This is a genomic window from Streptomyces sp. NBC_01498 (genome assembly GCF_036327775.1).
Lineage (GTDB): Bacteria > Actinomycetota > Actinomycetes > Streptomycetales > Streptomycetaceae > Streptomyces.
In genome coordinates, this window is the sequence record NZ_CP109598.1 from 3,434,519 (window position 1) to 3,455,788 (window position 21,270).

The window sequence follows — 21,270 nt, forward strand, 5'->3', positions numbered from 1 at the left end:
CTCCCGCCCCTCATCCCCGCCCGTCGGCCCCGTCGGCGGTCTTCATCACCGGACGCACCGTCGTCGCCGCGCTCCACGCCCGGTGCTGCGCCAGCTCGGCCGTCTCCGCCTCGGCGAGGACCATGCCGGTGCAGCCGCGCTGGTCGTGCACGTGCGGCACGGCGTCGCCCGGCGCCCGCACCGGGTACCAACTCACCTCGCCGGGAAAGGCGTCGAGCCCGTCGAGGCCGTCCCACCGTTCCAGGACACCGGGCTCGTCCGCGTACACGAGCACGAACGCGACGGCCGGACCCACCGGTCGCAGCGGCGCGTCCAGAAGGGCGGGGCGACGGCCGAGCGTGACGTCGACCAGGGCCTCGTACACGTTGACGTCCAGCGTCCGGCACATCGCCTCGGCGACGAGGGCGCCGCCGATACGGCGGTTGATCTCGACCAGTTCCGGGCCGCGCCGGGTGAGGACGAACTCGACGTGCGCGAAGCCCTGGTCGTGCCCGGCCGCCGCGAGCACGTCGCCCACCCACCGCTCGATCGCCGCCAGTCGACCGTCGGGGAGCGCCACAGGGAAGGCGGCGGCCTCCTCGCGCACGGCGGGCCGGCGCGAGGTCTGCCGGCTCAGTACGCCCAGCAGCCGTGTACGCCCCTCCCAGCTCAGGGTCTCCGCGCTGTAGAGGGGACCGGCGAGGAAGGGTTCGGCGAACAGCCGGCCGTTCAGCCCGCCGGGCGCCTGCGCGCGCTCGGCGGCCTCGGCGAGCGCGAGGTCCAGAGCCGGTTCGTCGGGCACGATCCACACGTCGCGCGACGAGGTCCCGGCGGACACCTTCAGCACGGCGGGCAGCCCGACGGCCTCGCGTATCAACTGCGCACTGTCCGAACGGGGTTCGACCACGACCGACGTCCCGGCGCTCAACCCGGCCCGGTGCAGCGTGTCCCGTACCCGCGCCTTGTCACGGAGAAGTCTTACGGCCTCCGGATCGGGACCCGGCAACCCGAGTTCCTGTGCGAGTTCGGCCGCGGGCAGGCTCCAGGTGTCGGTGGAGTTGATCAGCCCGGCGAGGTCGGGCAGCCGCGCGAGGGCGCCGCGGACGGCGGCGGGGTCGAAGGTGTCGACGTCCACGACCTCCAGTCCGCCGGCGGGTCCGTCGGGGGAAGCGTCGGCGGAGCCGGCCGTGGCCAGTTCGTGGCGGTAGACGCTCCGGTCGCCGGTCAGCAGGACGAGGCGGTGCCCGGCGGCGCGGGCGGCCTCGGCCGTACGCGCGAGACCGAAGGAGAGTGCTTCCAGGGCGGCGATGGTCATCGGGTGGCCTCGCTCTCGGCGGCGACGACGGCATCCGGCGCCGCCACCGTGCCCGACGGAAGGACGGCGTCGGGCGGGACGACGGTGTCGGGCGGCACTGCGGCGTTCGGCGGGGCGGGTCGGCCGGCCCACTCCATCACGGCCCAGGGCGGGCGCAGTTCGGCGAGGTCGTCGATGCGTTCCGGCCGCAGCGTGCCCGGGTCGGACGCCTCGGCGTGCCGGGCGAACACCCGCTCGGCGTAACGGTGTCCGGTGTCCGCGCCGAGCACCAGATGCGTGCGGTGCGGATCGCGCGCCGCCTCCCAGGCCGCGACGAGATGCGCGGCGCCGGTGGACAGCCCCGCGAACACCGCGTGCTGCCGCAGCAGCGCGACCGAACCGGCCATGGCGTGCCGGAAGTCGAGCCAGTGCACGGTGTCGTACAGCTCGTGGCGCACGTTCCCGAACGGGATCGAACTGCCGATGCCCGCGATGATCGCCTCCGGATCGCTGAACCCCTCGCTGCCGAACGTGACGCTGCCGAAGGGCTGGATGCCCACCAGCCGTACGGTGCGCCCCTCGTCCCGGCGCTCCTCGCGGAGCGCGCGGGTCAGCCCGCCGGTCGACGCGCCCGTCCCGACGGTGCCGACGACGGTCAGGTCAGCACCGGGCAGCGCGGCGCTCGCGAGGGCGGCCAGTTCGCGGTAACCGGCGTGGTGCACCCCGTCGTGGTACTGCCGCATCCAGTGGAAGTCCGGCCGTGAGTCGAGGAGTTGGCGTACGTGCAGCACCCGCCGCTCCTGGTCGAGGCGCAGGCTCCGGGACGGCGGCATCTGGTCGACGGTCGCGCCGAGGACCTCCAACTGGGCGCGCATCGTGGCGTCCACGGTGGTCGACGCCACGATGTGGCAGCGCAGCCCGTAGCGGTGGCAGGCCATCGCCAGTGCGAGGGCGTAGATACCGCTGGAGCTGTCCACGAGGGTCTGGCCGGGCACGATCCGGCCGCGTTCGAGCAGTTCACGTACGGCGCCGAGCGCCGCGTACACCTTCATCGTCTCGAAGCGGGCGAGGACGACGTTCTCGGAGAGGCGCAGGAAGGCGGGGGCCTTGACGGCGTCCGTGATGTGGTCGTGCACGGGGACCGAGAGGCGGGGGACGCGGGGGGTGGTGGGGCTGAGCTGGGGCATGGCGTACGGGTCCTCCAGGGCGGTGGAGCGTGACGTACGGGCATCGGACGGGCCGGCGGCGGGTGCCGGGGGGCGTGGTGGGCCGCGTCCCCAAAGGCCGTACGGGGAGGTCACTTCCGCACACCCCGGACGATCAGCCGGCGCGAGGTCTGGTCGTAGGGGCCGCCGTCGAAGTCCCCGAAGCACTCGACGTCGGCGAACCCGGCGGCCAGGAACAGGTCGTGCAGTTCGGCGGCGCTGTAGAGGAACGACCTGATGGACGCGGTGCGGGCGGTCGATCCGCGTACGAGCGTCCAGTCGGTGCGCAGCCGGCGCCAGCTGTCGAGGACGGTGTCGCGCTGCACGACGTACGAACCGTCCGGCAGGTCCACAGCCTGTGGACGGCCGATCCAGCCCGCGAGGACCTCCTTGCCCATGACATCGACCAGCAGCCGGCCGCCCGGTGCCAGGCTGCGCCACGCGTTGCGCAGGACCTGGAGGTTGTCGTCCGGGTTCTCGAAGTAGCCGAAGGAGGTGAAGACGTTGAGGATCACGTCGTAGGAGTCGGGGGCGACGTAGGTGAGCATGTCCGCGCGTACGAGTTCGACGTCCGCCGCGCCCGCCTCCCGGCACGCGGTCCCGGCGCGCTCCAGCATGGCGGGGCTGAGGTCGACGCCGGTGACCCGGTGGCCGCGCGCGGCGAGGGGGACGAGGAAGAGGCCGGGGCCGCAGCAGAGATCGAGAATCCGGGAGCCGGGCGGGAAGTCCAACAGGGAGGCGGTGCCGACGAGTTCGGCGACGGTCTCGGCGCGGGCACCGGAGAACATGGCGGGGGCGAAGTCGACCCACAGACTGTCGTCGTCGTACCAGGTGTCGCTCGCCACGGTCGGCCTCCGGTGTTGGTGGGGTACGTGTGCGTCCTGATGAGTTGTCGCGACGTGCCGGGCCCGAGTTCCCGGAACACGCCAATTGGCGGGGAACCGAGCCGCGCGCGCCATGCGTTCTCCCCACGAACGCACGAACGCACGAACGCACGAACGCACGAACACGCGAACGCACGACGGGGGCGCGGGGCAGGGCACGGGGCGCTCGGCACTCGGTGCCCGCGTCGCGCGACCGGAACGGAAGGAGGCGCGGTGCTCGATCTGGTCCCGGGCGGGAACCTGACCCTGCCGGACGCCGCCGGCCCGCTCGCCCTCCGGGTGCCGGGCCCCTTCGACCTGTCCGTCCTGATCACCGGCGACGGCGGACAGGTCTCCGGGGACGGCGACTTCGTCTTCTACAACCAGCCGTCGGCGCCGGGCGCGACCCTCCGGGGAGACACGGTCACCCTGGACATGGGCCGGCTGCGGGCCGGCGCGAGCCGGGTCACGGTGGTGGTGAGCCCCGCCGACCCGGCGGTACCGCTCGGCCGGCTGCCGGTGCCCGCGCTGTCCGTGACGGGAAGCGCGGGCCGCTCCCTGGCGCGGTTCACCCCGCCGCGCCCGACGCACGAGACCGTCCTGCTGCTCGCGGAGGTCTACCGCCGGGGCGGCGGCTGGAAACTCCGGGCCCTGGGCCAGGGGTACGCGGACGGACTGGCCGGGATCGCACGGGACTTCGGCATCGCCGTCACCGAGGACGACGACCCCTTCACCGCCCTCGTCAACGCCGAACGCGCCCGCTCAGGCGCCCCGCCCGTCACCCCGGACCCCGCGCTCACGGCCGCCGCCGAGGCCCACTGCGCGGGGATGGCCGCCCGGGGCAGCCTCGGCCCGGCACCGGGCACCTCGCTGTACCAGCGGATCACGGACCGGGGCCACCGCTATCTGACCGTCGCCGAGCACCTGGTCTCCGGCCCCCGTACCGAGGCGGACTTCCTCACCTACTGCCTGGGCGACCCCCGTACGGCCGCCACCGTGCGCGACCCCGCCCTCACCCGCGTCGGCCTCGCCCACGCCCCGGCCCCCGGCGGCGACATCTTCTGGACGGCTGTCTGGACCCGCCCCCTGACCCCGGACGGCCTGACGGCGGTCACCGCCGAGGTCCTCGCCCGCACCAACGCCGAACGCCGGGCGGCCGGCCTGCGCCCCCTGTCCCCCGACCCGCACCTGACCACGGCCGCCCAGTCCCACAGCGACGCCATGGTCACGCGCGGCTTCTACTCCCACACGTCCCCGGAGGGCCGACAGCCCTGGGACCGCGCGCGGTCGGCGGGCAGCGGGCACCGCGCCGTCGGCGAGAACATCGCCTGCGGCCAGCGCTCGGCGGCCGAGGTGGTCCAGGGCTGGATGAACAGCCCCGGCCACCGCGCCAACATCCTCACCCCCGGCTTCACCCACCTCGGCGTCGGCCTGCGCGACGGCGGCGAACTCGCCCTGTACTGGACCCAGCTCTTCGGCGGGTCGGGCTAGAACGGGACGCGACCACGCGCAAACGCCGAACTCGGCCCGCCTGTCCACGCCTGCGGACTCCGCCGTGTCACCAGTCGCGTTCGGCGAGTGCTTCCTCCAGGTCCGCGTCCGGGAAGCCGTACGCCGTCGCGATGAAGTGGAAGTCCCCGGCTATCTCGTCGCGCGCCATCGTCTCGATCTCGCTCCCCGCCGCCCAGAACTCCTCCTGGAGACGGTTGAACTCCTCCGTCGCCGCGTTCGTGAGCACGTACAGCGCCGTCAGGTCCTGGGGGCGTGCCGCCTCGACGCGTGCGCACAGCCGCAGCAGGATCTCCCGGCCCTTGTCGAGAAGAGGGTCCGGGAAATACGTGTCCGGGTAGAGCCCCCGCAGAAACGCGTGGCCCGTCACCTGCTGATTCGTCACCGGCATGGCGATCCTCATCCCCCTCGAAGAGCCGATGTGCCGATCATGCACCACGGGTCTGACAACGGGCCGGGCACGCGTCGCCGCCCCACGGCGTCACGGGTCTTACGGTCCCGTGACATGCCGTCGCCGGTACCGGACGTGTGGTGATCGTCGGCCTAGCGTGGCGGGCATGCGTGTACTTGTCACCGGCGGAGCCGGGTTCATCGGGTCGCAGGTCGCGGCCGCTCTCGTCTCGCGCGGACACGACGTGGTCGTGTTCGACGCGATGCTGCCCTCCGCGCACGGCGGCGCCCCGCCCCGGCCGGTGCGCGACGGCGAGCGGCTGGTCGTCGGGGACGTACGGGACCGGGACGCCGTCGACCGGGCGCTCCGGGGCGTCGACGCCGTCTGCCACCAGGCCGCCATGGTCGGCCTCGGCAAGGACTTCGCCGACGCCCCCGCGTACGTGGGGTGCAACGACCTCGGCACGGCCGTGCTGCTCGCCGCCATGGCCGAGGCGCGGGTGGGTCCGCTGGTGCTCGCCGGGTCGATGGTCGTGTACGGCGAGGGGCGCTACGACTGTCCGCGCCACGGTACGGTCCGGCCGGGCCCGCGCGCGGTCGCCGATCTGGAGGCGGGCCGGTTCGAGCCCCACTGCCCGGTCTGCGGTGCGGAGTTGACGCCCGGCCTGGTGGCGGAGGACGCGCCGGCCGATCCCCGGAACGTGTACGCGGCGACAAAGCTCACCCAGGAGCACCTGGCCGCGTCATGGGCGCGGGCCACGGGCGGGCGGGCCGTGTCGCTGCGGTACCACAACGTGTACGGGCCGGGGATGCCCCGCGACACCCCGTACGCGGGGGTCGCCTCCTTCTTCCGGTCCGCGCTCGCACGCGGCGAGGCGCCCCGGGTGTACGAGGACGGGCGCCAGCGGCGGGACTTCGTGCATGTACGGGACGTCGCCGCCGCCAATGTGGCCGCGCTCGGCGTCCTCGCCGCGACGAGGACGCCCGGATTCACCGCGTACAACACCGGCAGCGGCGACCCGCACACCATCGGCGAGATGGCGGGCGCGCTCGCGGCGGCGCACGGCGGGCCCGCGCCCGTCGTGACCGGTGAGTACCGCCTCGGCGACGTACGCCATGTGACGGCCGACTCGCGGGCGCTGCGCGACGAGTTGGGGTGGAAGCCGGAGGTCGGGTTCGCCGAGGGCATGGCGGAGTTCGCGACGGCCCCGCTGCGTGAGCCGGGGCACTGACCGCGGGCGCCCGAACGGGCCCCGCGTACGCGGATGCCGTAGCGTCGCGTCGCACGCCGGCCGGCCACCGGACCGGGCCTACCCGCGCGGGTGCCCGGAGCGCGACGCGTGGTCGGCCGGCCTCGCCTGAAGATCCGGGTACGGCGTCGCCGCCGGTACGTCACCGCCGCCGCGTACGGCCTCCGCGACCGCGACCGCCGCGTGGAGCGCGGCGCGGTAGGGCAGGGAGCCCGTACTCACGCGGCGTACGCCCCACTCGGCCAGTTCGGCGGGCGACCGGCCCGGGATCGCGAGGACGTTGAGGGGGACGGGAACGGCCGAGGTCAGTTCGCGCAGCACGGCGGGGTCGGTGGCGCCGGGCACGAACACGCCGTCCGCGCCCGCCTCGACGTAGCGCGCGGCGCGTTCCAGCGTCGCGCGCACGGTGGCGTCCTGGCCGAGCCAGTACGTGTCGGCGCGCGCGTTGACGAACACCTCCGGGCAGCGCCGCTTCACCGCCGCGACCTTCGCGGCGTGCGCGGCGGGGTCGATCAGCGTCTCGGCGGTGCTGTCCTCGATGTTGACGCCGACGACACCTTCGGCCGTGAGGGCGGCGACGTACGCGGCGACCTCGTCCGGGTCGTCCGCGTACCCGTCCTCGATGTCCACGCTCACATGGACCGGCAGCGGGGCCAGCGCGCGGGCCAGGGCGAGGCTCGCCTCGCGCGTCGACCGTCCGCCGTCCGGGCGGCCGAGTCCGGAGGCGACGCCGAAGCTGGTGGTGCCGACCGCCGCGAACCCGGCCCCGGCGAAGGCGAGGGCCGAGGCGATGTCCCAGGCGTTGGGCAGCACCAACGGCAGCTTCTGGTGGTGCAGTTCACGGAAGTCGGGGAGCGGGGAGGGGGACGGGGTCGGGGGCGTGGAGGCCGTCCGGGGCGTCGGCGGCGTGGGAGGCGTCATGGACGAACCGTACGGAGCGGGCACGGCACCCCGCCGCCCCGGCGCGCCCGCGCTCACGCCACGGCGGGGAGCGTCACCTCGAAGCAGCAGCCGCCCGTGACGTTACGGACCGCCGCACGCCCCTCGTGGGCCTCGACGATGCCGCGCACGATCGCCAGTCCGAGGCCCGCCCCGGCCGGGGGCGTACGGGCGTCGCTGCCGCGCCAGCCCGTGTCGAACACACGCGGCAGGTCATCCTCCGGGATGCCGCCGCAACCGTCGGTCACCGACAGCACGACCCCGCCCTCGGCGTGACGTGCGGCGACGGCGACCGTTCCGTCGGCCGGGGTCCGGCGGATGGCGTTGACCAGCAGATTGCCGAGTACACGGCTCATCTCCTTGCTGTCGACCTCGACGGGTACGGCGTCGATACGGTCCCCCACGAGCCGGACACCCCGTTCGCGCGCCAGCGGGTCGGCACCGGCCAGGGCGTCGCCGACCAGGTCGTACACGGAGACGCGGGTGGGGCTCAGGATGAGCGATCCCGCGTGGATACGGGAGAGTTCGAAGAGATCGCCGACCATGCCGTTCATCCGCTCGACCTCGGTGCGGATCTGCCGGAGGTAGCGCGGGGAGTCGACGGCCATGCCGTCCTCCAGCGCCTCCGACATGGCGCGGAGCCCGGCGAGCGGGGTGCGGAGGTCGTGGGAGATCCACGCGACGAGTTCGCGCCGGGAGGTCTCCAGGGCGCGCTCCCGTGCGCGCGAGCTGTCGAGTTTGGCACTGGTGGCCGCCAACTCGCGTGTGAGCGCCTCAAGTTCGGCGGTCGCGGGGGCGGCGGGCGCGGCGAACACGCCGCCGTCGCCGAACGACCTTGCGGCGAGGGTCAGTTCGCGGCTGCGGGCGACCATCCACCGTCCGAGGAGAACGGCCGTGAGGAGGGAGACGACGGCGGCCATGGCGACGACCGTGGTGACGACGGTGAGATCGTGCGGCGACAGGAACATCGCCCAGGCGACGGCGAGCGTCCCGGCGAACATGGCGGTGACCCCGACCGCGGCCACGACAGTGACGGACACGACGAGCGACCGGTGCCGGAACAGGCGCAGGGCGAGGGCCCCGAGGAGCCCCGCGGCGGCGGCGCCGAGGAACGCGATGAGAGCGATGAGGAGCGTGTCGTTCACGGTCGGCCGCCGGGTGTCGTGGGGTGGGTGGGGAATGGGGCGGGGGCGGAGCCGTCGTCCTGGCGTGGGGACGGGCGGCGCGACGGGGAAGGCGGCGGCAGGGGGTGCGCGGATCCGGCCGACCTGCTCGCCGGAGCGTCGTCGGCGGGTGCCGCCCCCGCCCCCGCCGACGATACGGGCCCGCCGCCCACAGCCCCGGCCCCGCCGAACCCGCCGGACTCACCCGACTCACCGGCCGAGCCGAGCTCCCGCAACGCGCCGAACCCGGCTCCGGGCACAGCCGGTTCGGCCGTACCGGCGGCGGGTGCCGCCCCGGCCTCCGCAGACGATACGGGCCCGCCGCCCACGGCCCCGGCCCCGCCGAACCTGCCGGACTCACCCGACTCACCGGCCGGGCCGAGCTCCCGCAACGCGCCGAACCCGGCTCCGGGCACAGCCGGTTCGGCCGTACCGGCGGCGGGTGCCGCCCCGGCCTCCGCAGACGATACGGGCCCGCCGCCCACGGCCCCGGCCCCGCCGAACCTGCCGGACTCACCCGACTCACCGGCCGGGCCGAGCTCCCGCAACGCGCCGAACCCGGCTCCGGGCACGGCCGGTTCGGCGGAATTGGTGGCGACGGCCTCGTCCCCGCCGCGCCCGGAGCCGGGGGCGGACCGCCCGGACGGGGGCGGCCACTCGGCGGTGTGCGGTGAGCCCTCGGCGGTGGGCGGCTGCTCCGTGCTCGCGAAGCGGTATCCCACCCCCCACACCGTCTGGATCAACCGAGGGCTGGCCGGGTCGTGTTCGACCTTGGCGCGGAGGCGGCGGACATGCACGGTGACCGTCGACAGGTCGCCGAAGTCCCAGCCCCAGACCTCGCGCATCAGCTCCTCCCGCGAGAACGCCCGAGCCGGGTGCCGCAGGAAGAACGCCAGCAGGTCGAACTCCCGCAGGGTGAGCGCCAGTTCGGCGCCCTCGCGGGTGGCGCGGCGGGCCGCCGGGTCCAGGGTGAGCCCCGCCGTCCGCAGTACGTCGCCCGCCGGTGACGTCCCGGGGGCGGGCACCGTCGCCCGCGCCCGGCGCAGCACCGACCCCACGCGCAGCACCAACTCCCGTGGGCTGAAGGGCTTCGTGACGTAGTCGTCCGCGCCCGTCTCCAGGCCCAGTACCCGGTCCTCCTCGTCCCCGCGCGCCGTCAGCATGATCACCGGCACCGGGCCGCCGCCCAGCCGGCGCATCCGGCGGCAGACCTCGAACCCGTCCATACCGGGCAGCATCAAGTCCAGGACCACCAAGTCCGGCCGCCGACGGGCGAATTGGGCGAGCGCCGACGGGCCGTCGGGGGCGCGCTCGACGTCGTGACCGGCCCGGTCCAGATAGCCGGCGACGACCTCGGCCACGGTCGGGTCGTCGTCCACGACGAGCACATGGGCCGGCGCTTGCCCCGGCGCGCCGAGCCCGTCGGCCGCACCCCGCGCACCCCGTGCGTCGCGCGCTCCGCCTGCACCCCGTGCATCGCCTGCACCGGGTTCGCGCAGTTCAGGTGATTGACCGGAGTCACCGAATTCACCGGGTCCGTCAGGGGCGTCGAGGGCGTCGTTCCGCATGCGTCCAGCCTCGCACTCCGGACCGCCGAAGGGCGTGGCGCCGTCCCGGACCGGCCGGACGTCCGTGTTTCGTAAGGTCCAGAAGTCCGGTATGCGGCTTTATGGTCCGTAGGGTGAGCGCCGTGACCCACTTCGCTGACCTCACCGCCGATGTCGTACTGCCCTGCCTGGACGAGGCAGCCGCACTGCCCTGGGTGCTGGACCGCATCCCCCTCGGCTGGCGCGCGATCGTCGTCGACAACGGCTCCACGGACGGATCGGCCGACGTCGCACGCTCGTTCGGCGCGACAGTTGTGCAGGAACCCCGGCGCGGTTTCGGTGCCGCCTGCCACGCGGGCCTCCTCGCGTCGGACGCCGAGTACGTGTGCTTCTGTGACTGCGACGCCTCCCTCGACCCCGGGCTGCTTCCCGATTTCGTCCGCCAAGTCGCGCTCGGACAAACCGACTTGATGCTCGGCCGCCGTCGCCCGGAGGGGCGCGGAGCCTGGCCCGCACACGCCCGCGCCGGGAACCTCGCGCTCTCCCGCATGCTGCGCCGCCGCACCGGTGTCCGCCTCCACGACCTCGGCCCGCTGCGCGCCGCCCGCCGCGCGGACCTGCTGGCGCTCGGCCTGACCGACCGGCGCAGCGGCTATCCGCTGGAGATGGTGGTGCGGGCGGCCGACGCCGGACTGACGGTGACCGAGACGGATGTGCCGTACCGGCCGCGTACGGGAAAGTCCAAGGTCACCGGCACCTGGCGGGGCACCTGGCACGCCGTACGCGACATGCGCGCGGTCCTGGTCCGACCGCCGACCCCACCGGCCTCGCCCGCCCCGACCCAGGCGGCCCCGGCGGCCCCGGCCCCGGCCCCGGCCCCGGCGGCATCGGCCACGGCACACGCACCCGTACCGCCCGCCCGGCCCGCCGACGCCCGGCCGGACACCCCCGTGGAGGCCGCCAAGTGACCCCGCCCGGCAGCCCCGGCGCCACCACCGTCCTCGTCATCGCCAAGGAACCCGTCCCCGGCCGGGTCAAGACCCGCCTCACGCCGCCCTTCAGCCCCACCGAGGCCGCGCTCCTCGCCGAGGCCGCGCTCGCCGACACCCTGCGGACCGTCCTGGCCCTCCCCGCCCGCCGCCGCGTCCTCGTCCTCGAAGGCCGCCCGGGGCGCTGGCTGCCGCCCGGCATCGAGGTGCTGCCGCAGTGCGCGGGCGGGCTGGACGAGCGGATCGCCGCCGCCTTCGAGTCGTGTGCGGGGCCGACGCTCCTCGTCGGCATGGACACCCCGCAGCTCACCCCGGACCTGCTCGCCCCCGCCCTCGCGCCCGCCCCGGCCGGGCACCCGCGCCCCGACGCCTGGTTCGGGCCCGCCGACGACGGCGGTTTCTGGGCGCTCGGCCTCGCCGCGCCCGAGTCGGCCCCGCCGGACCTGATTCGCGGGGTGCCCATGTCCGTACCCGGGACAGGTGCCGTCCAGCGCCGCCGTCTCGTGGACGCCGGGCTCGGCGTGTACGACCTGCCGCCGCTGCGCGACGTGGACTCGGCGGCCGACGCCGCGTACGTCGCGGCGCTCGCTCCGGACGGGCTGTTCGCCGCCACCCACCGCCGCCTGACCCCGGTGGGCGCCCGGTGACCACCGACACGACCGCGAGCGCGGGTACGACGGGCACGGGCACGACCGCGGGCACGGGCGCGACCGCGAGCACCGGTACGGCGGAGGCCGCCGCCTGGAGCGACGACCCGTACGCCGACGCCCTCCGCACCGGCCGGGGCCCGCTGTTCCTGCGCCGTACGGACGGCTGGCTGCTGCCCCTGGACGTCGAACGCTGGTGCGCCCGCGCCGACGCCGCCGACCTCTCCGCCCTGCGCCGCTGCGAGGGCGCCGTCCTGGACATCGGCTGCGGCCCCGGCCGGCTCGTCGCCGCCCTCGCGGCCCGGGGCCGCCGCGCGCTCGGCGTCGACGTCAGCGCGGCGGCCGTCGAGCGTACGACGCGCCTCGGCGGCACCGCCCTGCGCCGTTCCGTCTTCGATCCCCTTCCCGGCGAGGGGCGTTGGGGCACCGTCCTGCTCATCGACGGCAACATCGGCATCGGCGGCGACCCCGCCGGGCTGCTCCGCCGGGCCGGCGGACTGCTGGCCCACGGCGGGCTGATCATCGTCGAGACCGCGCCCGTGGACGTCGACGAACGGGTCCGCGTCCGCGTGGACGACGGCCGCCACCCGCCGCCGCCCGGCGGGTTCCCGCACTTCCCGTGGGCCCGCCTCGGCACCCCGGCCCTGCTCCGTCACGGGCGGGCACTCGGCTGGCTGCCCGTCGATCAGTGGGAGGCGGAGGGACGCCCCTTCGTGGCCCTGCGCCGCAGCACCGTCCGCAGCGCCGCCCGTGTCACCAGACAGAGCGCCGAGCACACGAACAGCGCGGCCGTCACCAGCAGCCAGCGCGCCAGGAACCCGTCGTCCGGCAGGGCGGCGTACGGCTCGTAACGCCGCACCCGCCCCGTGATCAGCGGGAACCACACCAGCAGGAGCAGCAGCGACAGGAACGCCGGTACGCGCACGAAGCCGACGAGCCGCCGCCGGGGCCCCAGCGCGGCGGCCACCGCCCGGTCGGCCGCCGTGTAGAGCGGCAGCAGCACGAGATCGTGCACGAGCGCGGCGCCGGCGAACCAGACCACGATCAGGAAGGTCTCGCCCGCCAGCAGGCGTACGCCCGCGTAGCCGGCGAACGCGAGGGTGCCCAGCAGCAGCACGATCTGGACCGGGCTGCCCAGCAGGGCGCGGTACTTGGGGGCGAGTCCGGCCGGGTTCCGCGTACGCATCAGACTGCTCCGAACGTCAGTTTGGTGACCCACTTCGTGTTCAGCACCCCGGGCGCGGCCGGGACGATGATCCGCGCCGGGAATCCGTGATCCAGCGACAGCTCCTCGCCGTTGACCCGGAGCGCGAGCAGCGAACGGCCGTCACGCACCTGGTTGTCGCGCAGCGCGCCCGTCCGGAAACTCCCCCTGAGCTGGAGGGACTCCACGAACACCCCCGGCGGGTCGTCCGGGTATCCGGCGAGTGCGGCGAGGTCCCGCAGCCGTACGCCGCGCCACGACTGGTTCGACGTCGACCAGCCCTCCACACAGGCGATCGGCAGGTCGGCGGTGTGCTGGGGCAGGGCGAGCAGCTGGGCGCGCGAGAGCCGGACGTCCCCGGCGGGGCCGCTGACCGTCAGCCGCCACCCGTCCGTGGTGTCGGCCGCGCGCACCCCGACGGACGCCGCCGTCTTGTTGATCTGGAAGCCGTTCGGGCCGCCGCCCGGGTCCTCCCAGCCGTGCGGGGCGAGCAGCGCGGTACGGCGCAGCGGCCCGTCGAAGCTCCGGCCCACCGTCGTGAGCAGCAGGAACAGCGAGCCGGCGCCGACGACCGCGAAGGCGCCGCGCCGCGAGACGGTCGCGGCGGCGGGCCTCGGCGACGCCAGCTCGTCGCCCTCTCCCCCGCTGTCCGCGCCCGCGCCGACGCCGCTGCCCCCGCTGCCTCCGTCCGGCGCACGGTGCGCCCCGGCCACCCCGGCGGCCCCCTCCCCCTCCTTCGTGCGAAGCTCACCGCCCCGGATCGCCCGCAGCGCCTTCGGTGTCTTCAGCGCCACATGCGCCACGAACCCCGCGAGGAACACCCACGCCCCGTAGAAGTGCAGCGGATAGAAGGACCCGGGGAACAGATAGTCCAACTGGACGTTGAGCACCCCCGTGACCAGCTCGAACAGCACCCCGCCCACCAGCAGCAGCAACGAGATCCGCTCCAGCGCGTGCGCGAGCGATCTGACCGGCGGCAGGGCGAACAGCCTGGGGATCACCGACCACAGCTTCGCCAGCACCACCGGGATCAGCGCGATACCGACGGTGACGTGGAACCCCTGGGTGAGCCGGTAGAGCCAGTACGGGTCCGTCGGCCAGTCGAAGAGGTAGAAGCCCAGCCAGCCCCGGTCCGGCGTCTTGTTGTTGACGGCCGCGAGATCGGGGTTGTACGCCGCGTACGAGATCAGGCCCGTCACGGAGACGAGCGTCAGCCCGACCAGCAGGACGAGACCGAGCACGGCGGTGAACCGGACGCCACGCACCGGACTGCGCCAGAAACCGGGATCCGTCGGCAGTGGTGGTGTCTTCGAGAGCAGCGATGGGTGATCCATTCCGCGACCGTAAACCCGCGCACCCGCCCGGGAGGGGGTACGACTTCTGACGAAATGGTGACGCGGTCCCGCCGTGCCACCGGAACCCGCCGCACGCTGCGTACGGTGCCGGAGTGACGACGGATGAACGAGGACACCAGCCCGTGAAGGCGGCCCTCCATGCCCCCGAACGCCCCGGCGACCAGCCTCGCAACCGCTCCGAAAGACCCCGGGGGCTCGCCCGCCGGCGGGACCTGATCGCCGCCGCCGCCGGTGTCGCGCTCGTCACCGCCGCCGTGCTCGTGGGCCGGGCGATCCAGCACGCGGACGGCAGCCTCCAGGTCAACTGGCCCCCGCTGCTGGGCACTTGGGACCCCCGTGTCGGCCCCGGCACCCCCGCCGCGCTCGCCGTGGCCGTCCTGATCGTCGCGTACGGGCCCGGCCTCGCCGCCCGGCTGCCGTGGCGCGCGCTGCTGTTCACCACCTGGGCCGCCGCGCTGGCGTGGACGTTCTCGCTGGCGCTGGTCGACGGCTGGCACTGGGGCGTGGCGCGCCGCCTCACCACCAAGAACGAGTACCTGACCGTCATCGACCGGTTCGCCGACATCGGCACCACCCTGCGCGGCTTCACCGAGCACATCGTGATCGGCCCGCCCGGCAACTGGCCCGCCCATGTCGCGGGCCACCCGCCCGGCGCCACCCTCAGCTTCGTCTGGCTGGACCGGATCGGCCTCGGCGGCGGCTCCTGGGCCGGGGCGTGGTGCGTCGTGGTCGGCGGCTCGGCGGTGGCGGCCGTACTCGTCACCGTCCGCGCCCTCACCGACGAGCACACCGCGCGCCGCGCCGCGCCGTTCCTGGCACTCGCCCCGGCCGCCGTCTGGATGGGCACCTCCGCCGACGGCTACTTCGCGGGCGTCACCGCCTGGTCGCTCGCCCTGCTGGCGCTCGCCGCGACACGCACGATCCGATTCCCCGTGACCGCCGCGCTCGGCGCCGGGCTGCTGTACGGGTTCACCTGCTACCTCTCGTACGGCCTGACGCTCATGGCGCTCCCCGGGCTCGGCGTCCTGCTCGTGGCCCGCACCGCGCGCCCGCTGCCCGCGGTGCTGGCGGGGGCCCTGGTGGTGCCGGTGGCGTTCACGCTCGCGGGGTTCAACTGGTGGGAGGGCTACGAGGAGCTGGTCGTGCGCTACTACCAGGGCGCGGGCGGGGTGCGCCCGTACGCCTACTGGATCTGGGGGAATCTCGCCGCCACGACCCTGGCCGTCGGCCTCGCCACGGTCGCCGGTCTCGGCCGGGTCCTGGCGCTCGCGCCCCGCGCCGTACGGGACCGGACCTCGCCCACGGCCCGGCAGGGCCTCGCCGTGCTCGTCCTGGCGGCACTGCTCGCGATCCTCGTCGCCGACCTGTCCGGGATGAGCAAGGCGGAGACGGAACGCATCTGGCTCCCGTTCATGCTGTGGCTGCTCCCCGCCACCGCCCTGCTTCCCGGCCGGCGGCGGGGGTGGCTGACCGGTCAGGCGGTCGTCGCGCTGCTGATCAACCACCTTGTCTTCACCGGCTGGTGACGTCCCATCAGCTGCGCGTGGCACCGAGCCGCCCCGGTCGACCGGGGCCCTCCCCGAACCGTGCCCAAGCCCCCGTCCCCGAACCGTGCCCAAGCCCTGTCCCGGAACAGGCTCAGTTGGCGACGACCGTCGTCACCACCGTCACCGCGATGATCGCCGTCAGCGCGTCCTCGGCCGCCTTGATCGCCTGCTGCACGGCGGGCGCCGCCCACTGACTGTGCGCGATGCGCTCCATGTTGGTCTTGGCGGTCGCCAGCTCCGGCTTGGCGTACAGCAGTCCGTGCAGCTTCGCCCCGTGCAGCAGCGCCACCAGGCTCGCCATGCGCTCGTCGGGCGTCGCCCCGCGCATCACGACCTCGTCCAGGACACGCCGCAGCTCGGCCTCCGCCGTGCCGTCGGCCTCCGGGTAGCGGGTGACGGGGAAGAGGCCGAGGACTTTCTTCTTCTCCTCCCGGACCAGGCCCTTCGCCACAAGGTTCCGGGTCGTCCCGGCCACCGCGCCGCGCTTCAGGTGCTCGACCCACTCCTTCGTGGCGCGCGGCCGGGGCTTGTTCCAGCCGGCGATGTCGGCCAGCGCCGCGTCGAGCGTGGGATCGCCCAGCGGCGCGGCGTCGCGGACGGTGACCCGGTCGCCTTCGACCACGACCCGGCCCGCCAGCACCAGCTCCACCAGGGACGCGGCGGCGATGGCGTAGGCGACGTTCGCCGACTCCTTCTCGGCACCGGACTCGTCGTCCAGGGCCAGCAGGAGCAGCTGCTCGCCCAGGGTGGTCCCGGTGGTGGGTCCGTTCTCCGGCGTACTCGCGGCGAAGTTCATGGCGCTCGTCTCTCCTCGGACTGTGGGGGTCATCGGACGGTGGAGGTCGTCGGACCGTGGGGTCGTCGGACCGTGGGGGGTCATCGCACGTCTTCCCCAAGGACGCCGTCAGCACACGAATGGCTCCCGAGAGCGGTATGTCCCCTGGCCGGTGCGCTCCGCCGTTCGGCGGCGGCGTGGGCGGAAGGACATCGTTCGCGATACTCGACCGGTCCGTCGAGGCGGGCGGCACTCTCGCCGGCACCGGGTCCGGGTCCGGTGACCGGCCCGCGACGAACGGGCGTTGGCGACTACTCCCCGCTAAACTTCGGGTCGTCCGAGTTACGTCCGGACCGACCCCGGGCGGCCGTGAGGGAGTGCCACCGTGTCCACACGTCACACCCGCCGCGCCGGCGCGACCGCCGCCGCGACCGCGCTCGCCGCCCTCTCGCTCACCGCGTGCGGCGGCGGTGACAGCGACAAGCCCTCCGACAAGGCGGGTTCGGGCGCGACGCACACCGTACGGACGGCCATGGGCGAGGTGACCGTCAAGGACGACCCGAAGCGGGTCGTCGTCCTCGACACGGACGCGCTGGACTCGGCGATCACCCTGGGCATCACCCCGGTCGGCGCGACGACGTCCGTCGCGGGCGCGCCGTTCTCCACGTACCTCCCGCCGGACACGCTCAAGGACATCAAGCCGGTGGGCCTGATCGCCGAGCCGAACCTCGAAGCGATCGCCGCCCTCGAACCGGACCTGATCCTGAGCAGCAAGGTCCGCGACGAGAAGAACTACCGGCCGCTCTCCGCGATCGCCCCGACGGTCTTCACCGAGACCACGGGCCCCAACTGGCGCGCGAACTTCACCCTCCACGCCGCCGCGCTCGGCAGGGCGGCCGAGGCGAAGACGATCGCCGCCGCGTACGACACCCGCGTGACGTCCCTGACGACGGCCCTCGGCGGCCCGGCGGCGGTGAAGGAGACCACGTTCGGCTTCGTCCGCTTCGTGGAGGGCGCCGACACCCGCCTCTACCTCAACGACACGTTCGTCGGCTCGATCCTCTCCGACCTCGGCGTGGGCCGCCCGGCCAACCAGGACAAGACCGGCTTCTCCCTGGACGTCAGCCCGGAGAAGATCGACCAGGCCGACGCGGACGTCATCTTCTACTCGACGTACGGCGACGCGAAGAAGGCCAAGGAGACCACCGTCCTCGGCGGCCCCCTCTGGAAGAACCTGACCGCGGCGAAGCGGAACCAGACGTTCAAGGTCGACGACAACCTCTGGATGCTGGGCATCGGCTACACGGGCGCGGGCAAGGTACTGGACGAGATCGACCAGACCTACGGCGGGACGACGGGCTGACCGCTCACCCGACCTCGCCTCATCCGTCAACCGCCCCGACGAGCTGGGTCAGTTCACGCACCCCGGCGGTCCGGGAGTGCCGCTCGGCGAGGCTGCCGACAATGGCCCGGATACCGGCCCTGTCGCAGACCTCCGAGGGCGCCTCGCGGTGGGCGGCGAGAAGTGCGAGCGCCGCCTCTTCAGGTTTCCCCCACTGCCACCAGGCTCTGGCCATGTCGGTGTGCAGGCGTCCACGGCGCTCGGCAGTGGGGAGTTGGCCGGGCCGGATACCGGCGCCCGCGTGGACCGCCGCGCCGGAGTCGCCGAGTGCCCACAGCACACCGACCTTGTAGAGAGCCACGGATGCCGGTGTGACGCGGAACGTCGACCGGGGGCCGCCGCCCGGCTCCGGCAACAGGGACGCGGCCCGCTCGGCGTCCCGGATCGCCTCCAGGGCCAGGTCGCGGTCGTCGGCGCGGGCGGCGGCGTAGGCGACCGTGCAGAGCATCTGGGCGTACGTCGCGGCCTGGGCTTCCGTGGTCAGCCCGGTGGCCTCGACTCGCGCCGCCGCGTGCAGAGTGATCCGCCGCGCCGTCGCGGACCGGCCCTCGTGGCGCAGGACGATGCTGAACGCACGGGCAGAAGCCGCTGCGGCGAGCGGGGACCCGGAGAGGCCGGAGAAGGTGTTCGACCGGTCGGCGGTCAGCCGGCTCGCGGAATGCCGACCGATCTTGGACAGCGCCTCGGTGGCCAGGTCGTAGCAGGCCGCGACGCGCGCGTAACCGTCCGGTTCCCGCTGTTCCGCTTCGCGCCGTTCCGCACAGGCGTGGGCGGTGGCGAGAAGATCCGGGAGCGCTTGGAGCAGATCCTTGTGTGCCCCCGCGTTGAAGAGGGCTCGCGCCCGGCGGTACCGGTCGATCAGGCGGGCGGCGGTGGGCTTGGGCGTGGTCGACCTCGGCGCGCGCCTTAGCCTCGCTCACCGACGCGTCGGTGGATGTCCGCCGGACGGCATGCGGCATCTTCGCGCCGTCGGTCCCGGCAGCGGGAACGCGTTCGTTCTTCACCGGAGTTCGGCAGTTGACGCCGGGCACCACGACCGAGTTGCCCGCCGACGGCGGGGACCCGCACGTCACCACCGTCTGGCGGCCCGAACCCGCATCCGGTGTACCGCACCGCCGGCTTCGGGGCGCCCTGACGGCGGCTGTTTCCCTGCGCGTCGCTCTCGATGCCGACCTGACCTGCGATCTGTCCGGCGGGTTGGATTCCAGCGCGGTGACCGTTCTGGCCTCTGCCGCGCGGACCTCACCCCGACCGCTGAACGCCGTGACGGTCCACCCTCAAGGCGACCTGAACGGTGGGGATCTGCGTCATGCGCGACTGGTAGGGGACGCGCACCCGCTACGTATCGCCCACCATCTGCTCCCACTCGGCGTCGAGCATCTCCCCTACACCGCGATCGAGACGGTGCCGCCCACGGACGAACCCGCCCCCTGCACGCTGACGCACGCCCGGCTCCGAGGCCAACTGGACTGGATGAGGGAACAGTTGAACAGCCGAACCCATCTCACGGGCGACGGTGGCGACAGTGTCCTGTTCCGCCCGCCCGCTCAACTGGCCGACCTCGTCGGACAACGGCGGCTCACACGCGCCTTCGCCGAAGCCCTGGGGTGGGCCCGTCTCCGGCACCGTCCTCTCTTCCCACTCCTTCGCGACGCCCGTGTGCTTGCCCGTACCAGCCGTTGTGACAGCCTCACCGCCCTCGCCCGCGACTTCGAGACCGCCAACCCCGTCGGCAAGGTCAGCCGTGACGGCTTTCGGTTCGATCCCGGCGGCTCCCGTGACATCCGGTGGTTCACTCCGATACCGCTGCCCAGCTGGGCCACACCCACCGGGGCACGGTTCCTGGCCGACGCACTCGCCGAAGCCGCAGCCGTACCCGACCAGCTTCCGGGCATCACCGTGTCCGCACGCGTCCTCGTGGACGAAATCCGCGAGATCGCCCGCACAGCGGCAGCTGACGTGGAACTCGCCGCCGCTCACGACGTCAGTCTGCACAATCCCTTCCTGGACGCGAACGTCGTCCATGCCGTCCTGAGCACTCCACTCGACGCGCAACCCCCCGTCCACGCCTACAAACCGGTTCTGGCTCGCGCGATGAAGGACCTGCTGCCGTCGCAGGTGGCGGGCCGCACCACCAAAGGAAGCTTCAACGCCGACCACTTCGCGGGAATGCGTGCCAACCTTCCCGAGCTCATGAGCCTCGCCGAAGGCCGTCTCGCGGATCTCGGACTTGTCGAACCCCGCCTTCTGCGGAGCCAATTGACTGAAGCCGCCGCAGGCATCCCCATGCCGCTCGCGACTCTCGAACTGGCGCTGAGCGCCGAAGCCTGGCTGCGTGCTCTCGACCGTGCTCCCGGCATTTCCTGGACGTGCGCTTCCGGGGAGGGGGGACCACTGTGGCTGATCTGCCTTACCCCCTCACCTGCCCCCGCCACGTCCGCGCGGTGGACTTCGGACACGTCCTGGTCCTCGTCGACTACCGCACCGGTGCCGTGCGATGTCTGCTCCCCGCCGCTTCGCTGTCCTGGCGGACGGCCGCACGCACCGGACGGCTCGACCAGATGGAGCCCGCTCTCGCCCGCCGTCTCGTCACCCTGGGCCTGCTCGTCCCGAGCGACGCCCTCACGCCCTGGGCGGATCCGGTCAAAGGTGAGGTTCCACAGGCCAGTTGGGGAAGCGCGGAGCACTCGGCGGGAATCGTGTGCCCGGCTCGTACGGCTCCCACGCCGACGGTCGGCGCGGCAGCCTGTCTGTCCGCCGTCTTCGTGGCAGGGCGCTTCGGCGGCATGCGCTCAGTTGTCGGCCTGCTGCGGAGAGCCGCGTCAACCTGCGAACGCCCAGCCACCCCCGAGCAGGCCCTCGCCGCGGTCCAGGCCGTCCGGCGCGCGGGCTGGTACTCCCCGGGGCGTACGGCCTGCCTGGAGGAGTCTGCGGCGGCCCTGCTTCTCCTTGCCGCCCGGCGCCGTGCCGTCCGATGGTGCCATGGTGTCGCGCCCGACCCCGTACGCCTTCACGCCTGGGTGCAGACTGTGGACGGCGCCCATGTCGCCGAACCGCTCGCGACACGCGACTGCACGATCCTGCTCACCGTCGGAGGCCCGTCATCAGTGCCGTCCCTGATCCGATCCTGTGGCTGAGTGCCGGTTCGTGTGCGCTCGGTCCTTATCGAGCCGATCTCGTGGAGACGTACTGGCGCTGGGAACAGGACCCGG

17 protein-coding genes and 2 pseudogenes are annotated in these 21,270 nt (G+C 73.9%); 9 read left to right on the plus strand and 10 right to left on the minus strand.

Features of this window, described 5'->3' with window-relative positions; translation table 11 throughout:
* Positions 1–10 precede the first annotated feature (10 nt).
* The 3 genes from OG875_RS14565 to OG875_RS14575 form a co-directional block, all read right to left on the minus strand.
* Positions 11–1,294: an ATP-grasp domain-containing protein gene (locus OG875_RS14565; protein WP_330174659.1), complete on the minus strand. Its 1,284-nt coding sequence runs from the start codon at positions 1,292–1,294 to the stop codon at positions 11–13.
* Complete coding sequence (locus tag OG875_RS14570; RefSeq protein ID WP_330174660.1) at positions 1,291–2,460, minus strand: pyridoxal-phosphate dependent enzyme; 1,170 nt, start codon at positions 2,458–2,460, stop codon at positions 1,291–1,293. The genes OG875_RS14565 and OG875_RS14570 overlap by 4 nt, the downstream gene beginning before the upstream one ends.
* 110 nt (positions 2,461–2,570) lie before the next feature.
* Positions 2,571–3,266, minus strand: a complete 696-nt coding sequence (locus OG875_RS14575) for a class I SAM-dependent methyltransferase (RefSeq protein ID WP_330177743.1) — start codon at positions 3,264–3,266, stop codon at positions 2,571–2,573.
* A 309-nt stretch (positions 3,267–3,575) separates the two neighbouring features.
* Between OG875_RS14575 and OG875_RS14580 the strand changes: the two genes are divergently transcribed.
* A complete protein-coding gene (locus OG875_RS14580) occupies positions 3,576–4,832 on the plus strand; it encodes a CAP domain-containing protein (protein WP_330174661.1) in 1,257 nt (418 codons plus the stop codon).
* Between the two features lie 67 nt (positions 4,833–4,899).
* Here OG875_RS14580 and OG875_RS14585 read toward each other — a convergent pair whose 3' ends face one another.
* Entirely contained in the window at positions 4,900–5,241 is a 342-nt protein-coding gene (locus OG875_RS14585) for a DUF5713 family protein (RefSeq protein WP_330174662.1), read from the minus strand.
* Between the two features lie 166 nt (positions 5,242–5,407).
* Here OG875_RS14585 and OG875_RS14590 point away from each other — a divergent pair, with 166 nt between their 5' ends.
* Positions 5,408–6,472, plus strand: coding sequence for an NAD-dependent epimerase/dehydratase family protein (locus OG875_RS14590; RefSeq protein WP_330174663.1), 1,065 nt, complete (start codon positions 5,408–5,410; stop codon positions 6,470–6,472).
* A 78-nt stretch (positions 6,473–6,550) separates the two neighbouring features.
* Here OG875_RS14590 and OG875_RS14595 read toward each other — a convergent pair whose 3' ends face one another.
* From OG875_RS14595 to OG875_RS14605, 3 genes and pseudogenes are all read right to left on the minus strand, one after another.
* The gene (locus OG875_RS14595; RefSeq protein ID WP_330174664.1) at positions 6,551–7,411 is read right to left on the minus strand and encodes an isocitrate lyase/PEP mutase family protein; all 861 of its coding nucleotides are present in this window, start codon (positions 7,409–7,411) and stop codon (positions 6,551–6,553) included.
* 53 nt (positions 7,412–7,464) lie between these two features.
* A complete protein-coding gene (locus OG875_RS14600) occupies positions 7,465–8,574 on the minus strand; it encodes a sensor histidine kinase (RefSeq protein ID WP_330174665.1) in 1,110 nt (369 codons plus the stop codon).
* 721 nt (positions 8,575–9,295) lie between these two features.
* Positions 9,296–9,980: pseudogene (locus OG875_RS14605) on the minus strand (response regulator); the annotation flags it as partial.
* A gap of 281 nt (positions 9,981–10,261) precedes the next feature.
* Between OG875_RS14605 and OG875_RS14610 the strand changes: the two are divergent.
* From OG875_RS14610 to OG875_RS14620, 3 genes are read left to right on the plus strand one after another with little or no spacing between them, the layout of a single operon-like run.
* Complete coding sequence (locus OG875_RS14610; RefSeq protein WP_330174666.1) at positions 10,262–11,107, plus strand: glycosyltransferase family 2 protein; 846 nt, start codon at positions 10,262–10,264, stop codon at positions 11,105–11,107.
* Positions 11,104–11,775, plus strand: a complete 672-nt coding sequence (locus tag OG875_RS14615; RefSeq protein ID WP_330174667.1) for a TIGR04282 family arsenosugar biosynthesis glycosyltransferase — start codon at positions 11,104–11,106, stop codon at positions 11,773–11,775. Before OG875_RS14610 ends, OG875_RS14615 begins: the two co-directional genes overlap by 4 nt.
* Positions 11,772–12,626, plus strand: coding sequence for a methyltransferase domain-containing protein (locus OG875_RS14620; protein ID WP_330174668.1), 855 nt, complete (start codon positions 11,772–11,774; stop codon positions 12,624–12,626). The genes OG875_RS14615 and OG875_RS14620 overlap by 4 nt, the downstream gene beginning before the upstream one ends.
* Before the next feature lie 334 nt (positions 12,627–12,960).
* Here the strand turns inward: OG875_RS14620 and OG875_RS14625 are convergent, their stop codons facing one another.
* Positions 12,961–14,313, minus strand: coding sequence for a molybdopterin-dependent oxidoreductase (locus OG875_RS14625; protein WP_330174669.1), 1,353 nt, complete (start codon positions 14,311–14,313; stop codon positions 12,961–12,963).
* A 113-nt stretch (positions 14,314–14,426) separates the two neighbouring features.
* Here OG875_RS14625 and OG875_RS14630 point away from each other — a divergent pair, with 113 nt between their 5' ends.
* Positions 14,427–15,860: a hypothetical protein gene (locus OG875_RS14630; RefSeq protein WP_443079114.1), complete on the plus strand. Its 1,434-nt coding sequence runs from the start codon at positions 14,427–14,429 to the stop codon at positions 15,858–15,860.
* Between the two features lie 112 nt (positions 15,861–15,972).
* Here OG875_RS14630 and OG875_RS14635 read toward each other — a convergent pair whose 3' ends face one another.
* Positions 15,973–16,677 carry a GOLPH3/VPS74 family protein gene (locus tag OG875_RS14635; RefSeq protein WP_330174670.1) on the minus strand — a complete coding sequence of 235 codons (705 nt, stop codon included), beginning with the start codon at positions 16,675–16,677 and terminating at the stop codon, positions 15,973–15,975.
* 364 nt (positions 16,678–17,041) lie between these two features.
* Between OG875_RS14635 and OG875_RS14640 the strand changes: the two genes are divergently transcribed.
* Positions 17,042–18,019, plus strand: coding sequence for an ABC transporter substrate-binding protein (locus OG875_RS14640; RefSeq protein ID WP_330174671.1), 978 nt, complete (start codon positions 17,042–17,044; stop codon positions 18,017–18,019).
* 19 nt (positions 18,020–18,038) lie between these two features.
* On the opposite strand, the gene OG875_RS14645 is transcribed toward OG875_RS14640, so the two are convergent.
* A complete protein-coding gene (locus OG875_RS14645) occupies positions 18,039–18,506 on the minus strand; it encodes a hypothetical protein (RefSeq protein ID WP_330174672.1) in 468 nt (155 codons plus the stop codon).
* 482 nt (positions 18,507–18,988) lie between these two features.
* Between OG875_RS14645 and OG875_RS14650 the strand changes: the two are divergent.
* Both OG875_RS14650 and OG875_RS14655 read left to right on the plus strand, forming a co-directional pair.
* Positions 18,989–20,347: pseudogene (locus OG875_RS14650) on the plus strand (albusnodin/ikarugamycin family macrolactam cyclase); the annotation flags it as partial.
* 107 nt (positions 20,348–20,454) lie between these two features.
* On the plus strand, positions 20,455–21,195 hold the full coding sequence (locus tag OG875_RS14655) for a lasso peptide biosynthesis B2 protein (RefSeq protein ID WP_330174673.1): 741 nt from the start codon (positions 20,455–20,457) through the stop codon (positions 21,193–21,195).
* Positions 21,196–21,270 lie beyond the last annotated feature (75 nt).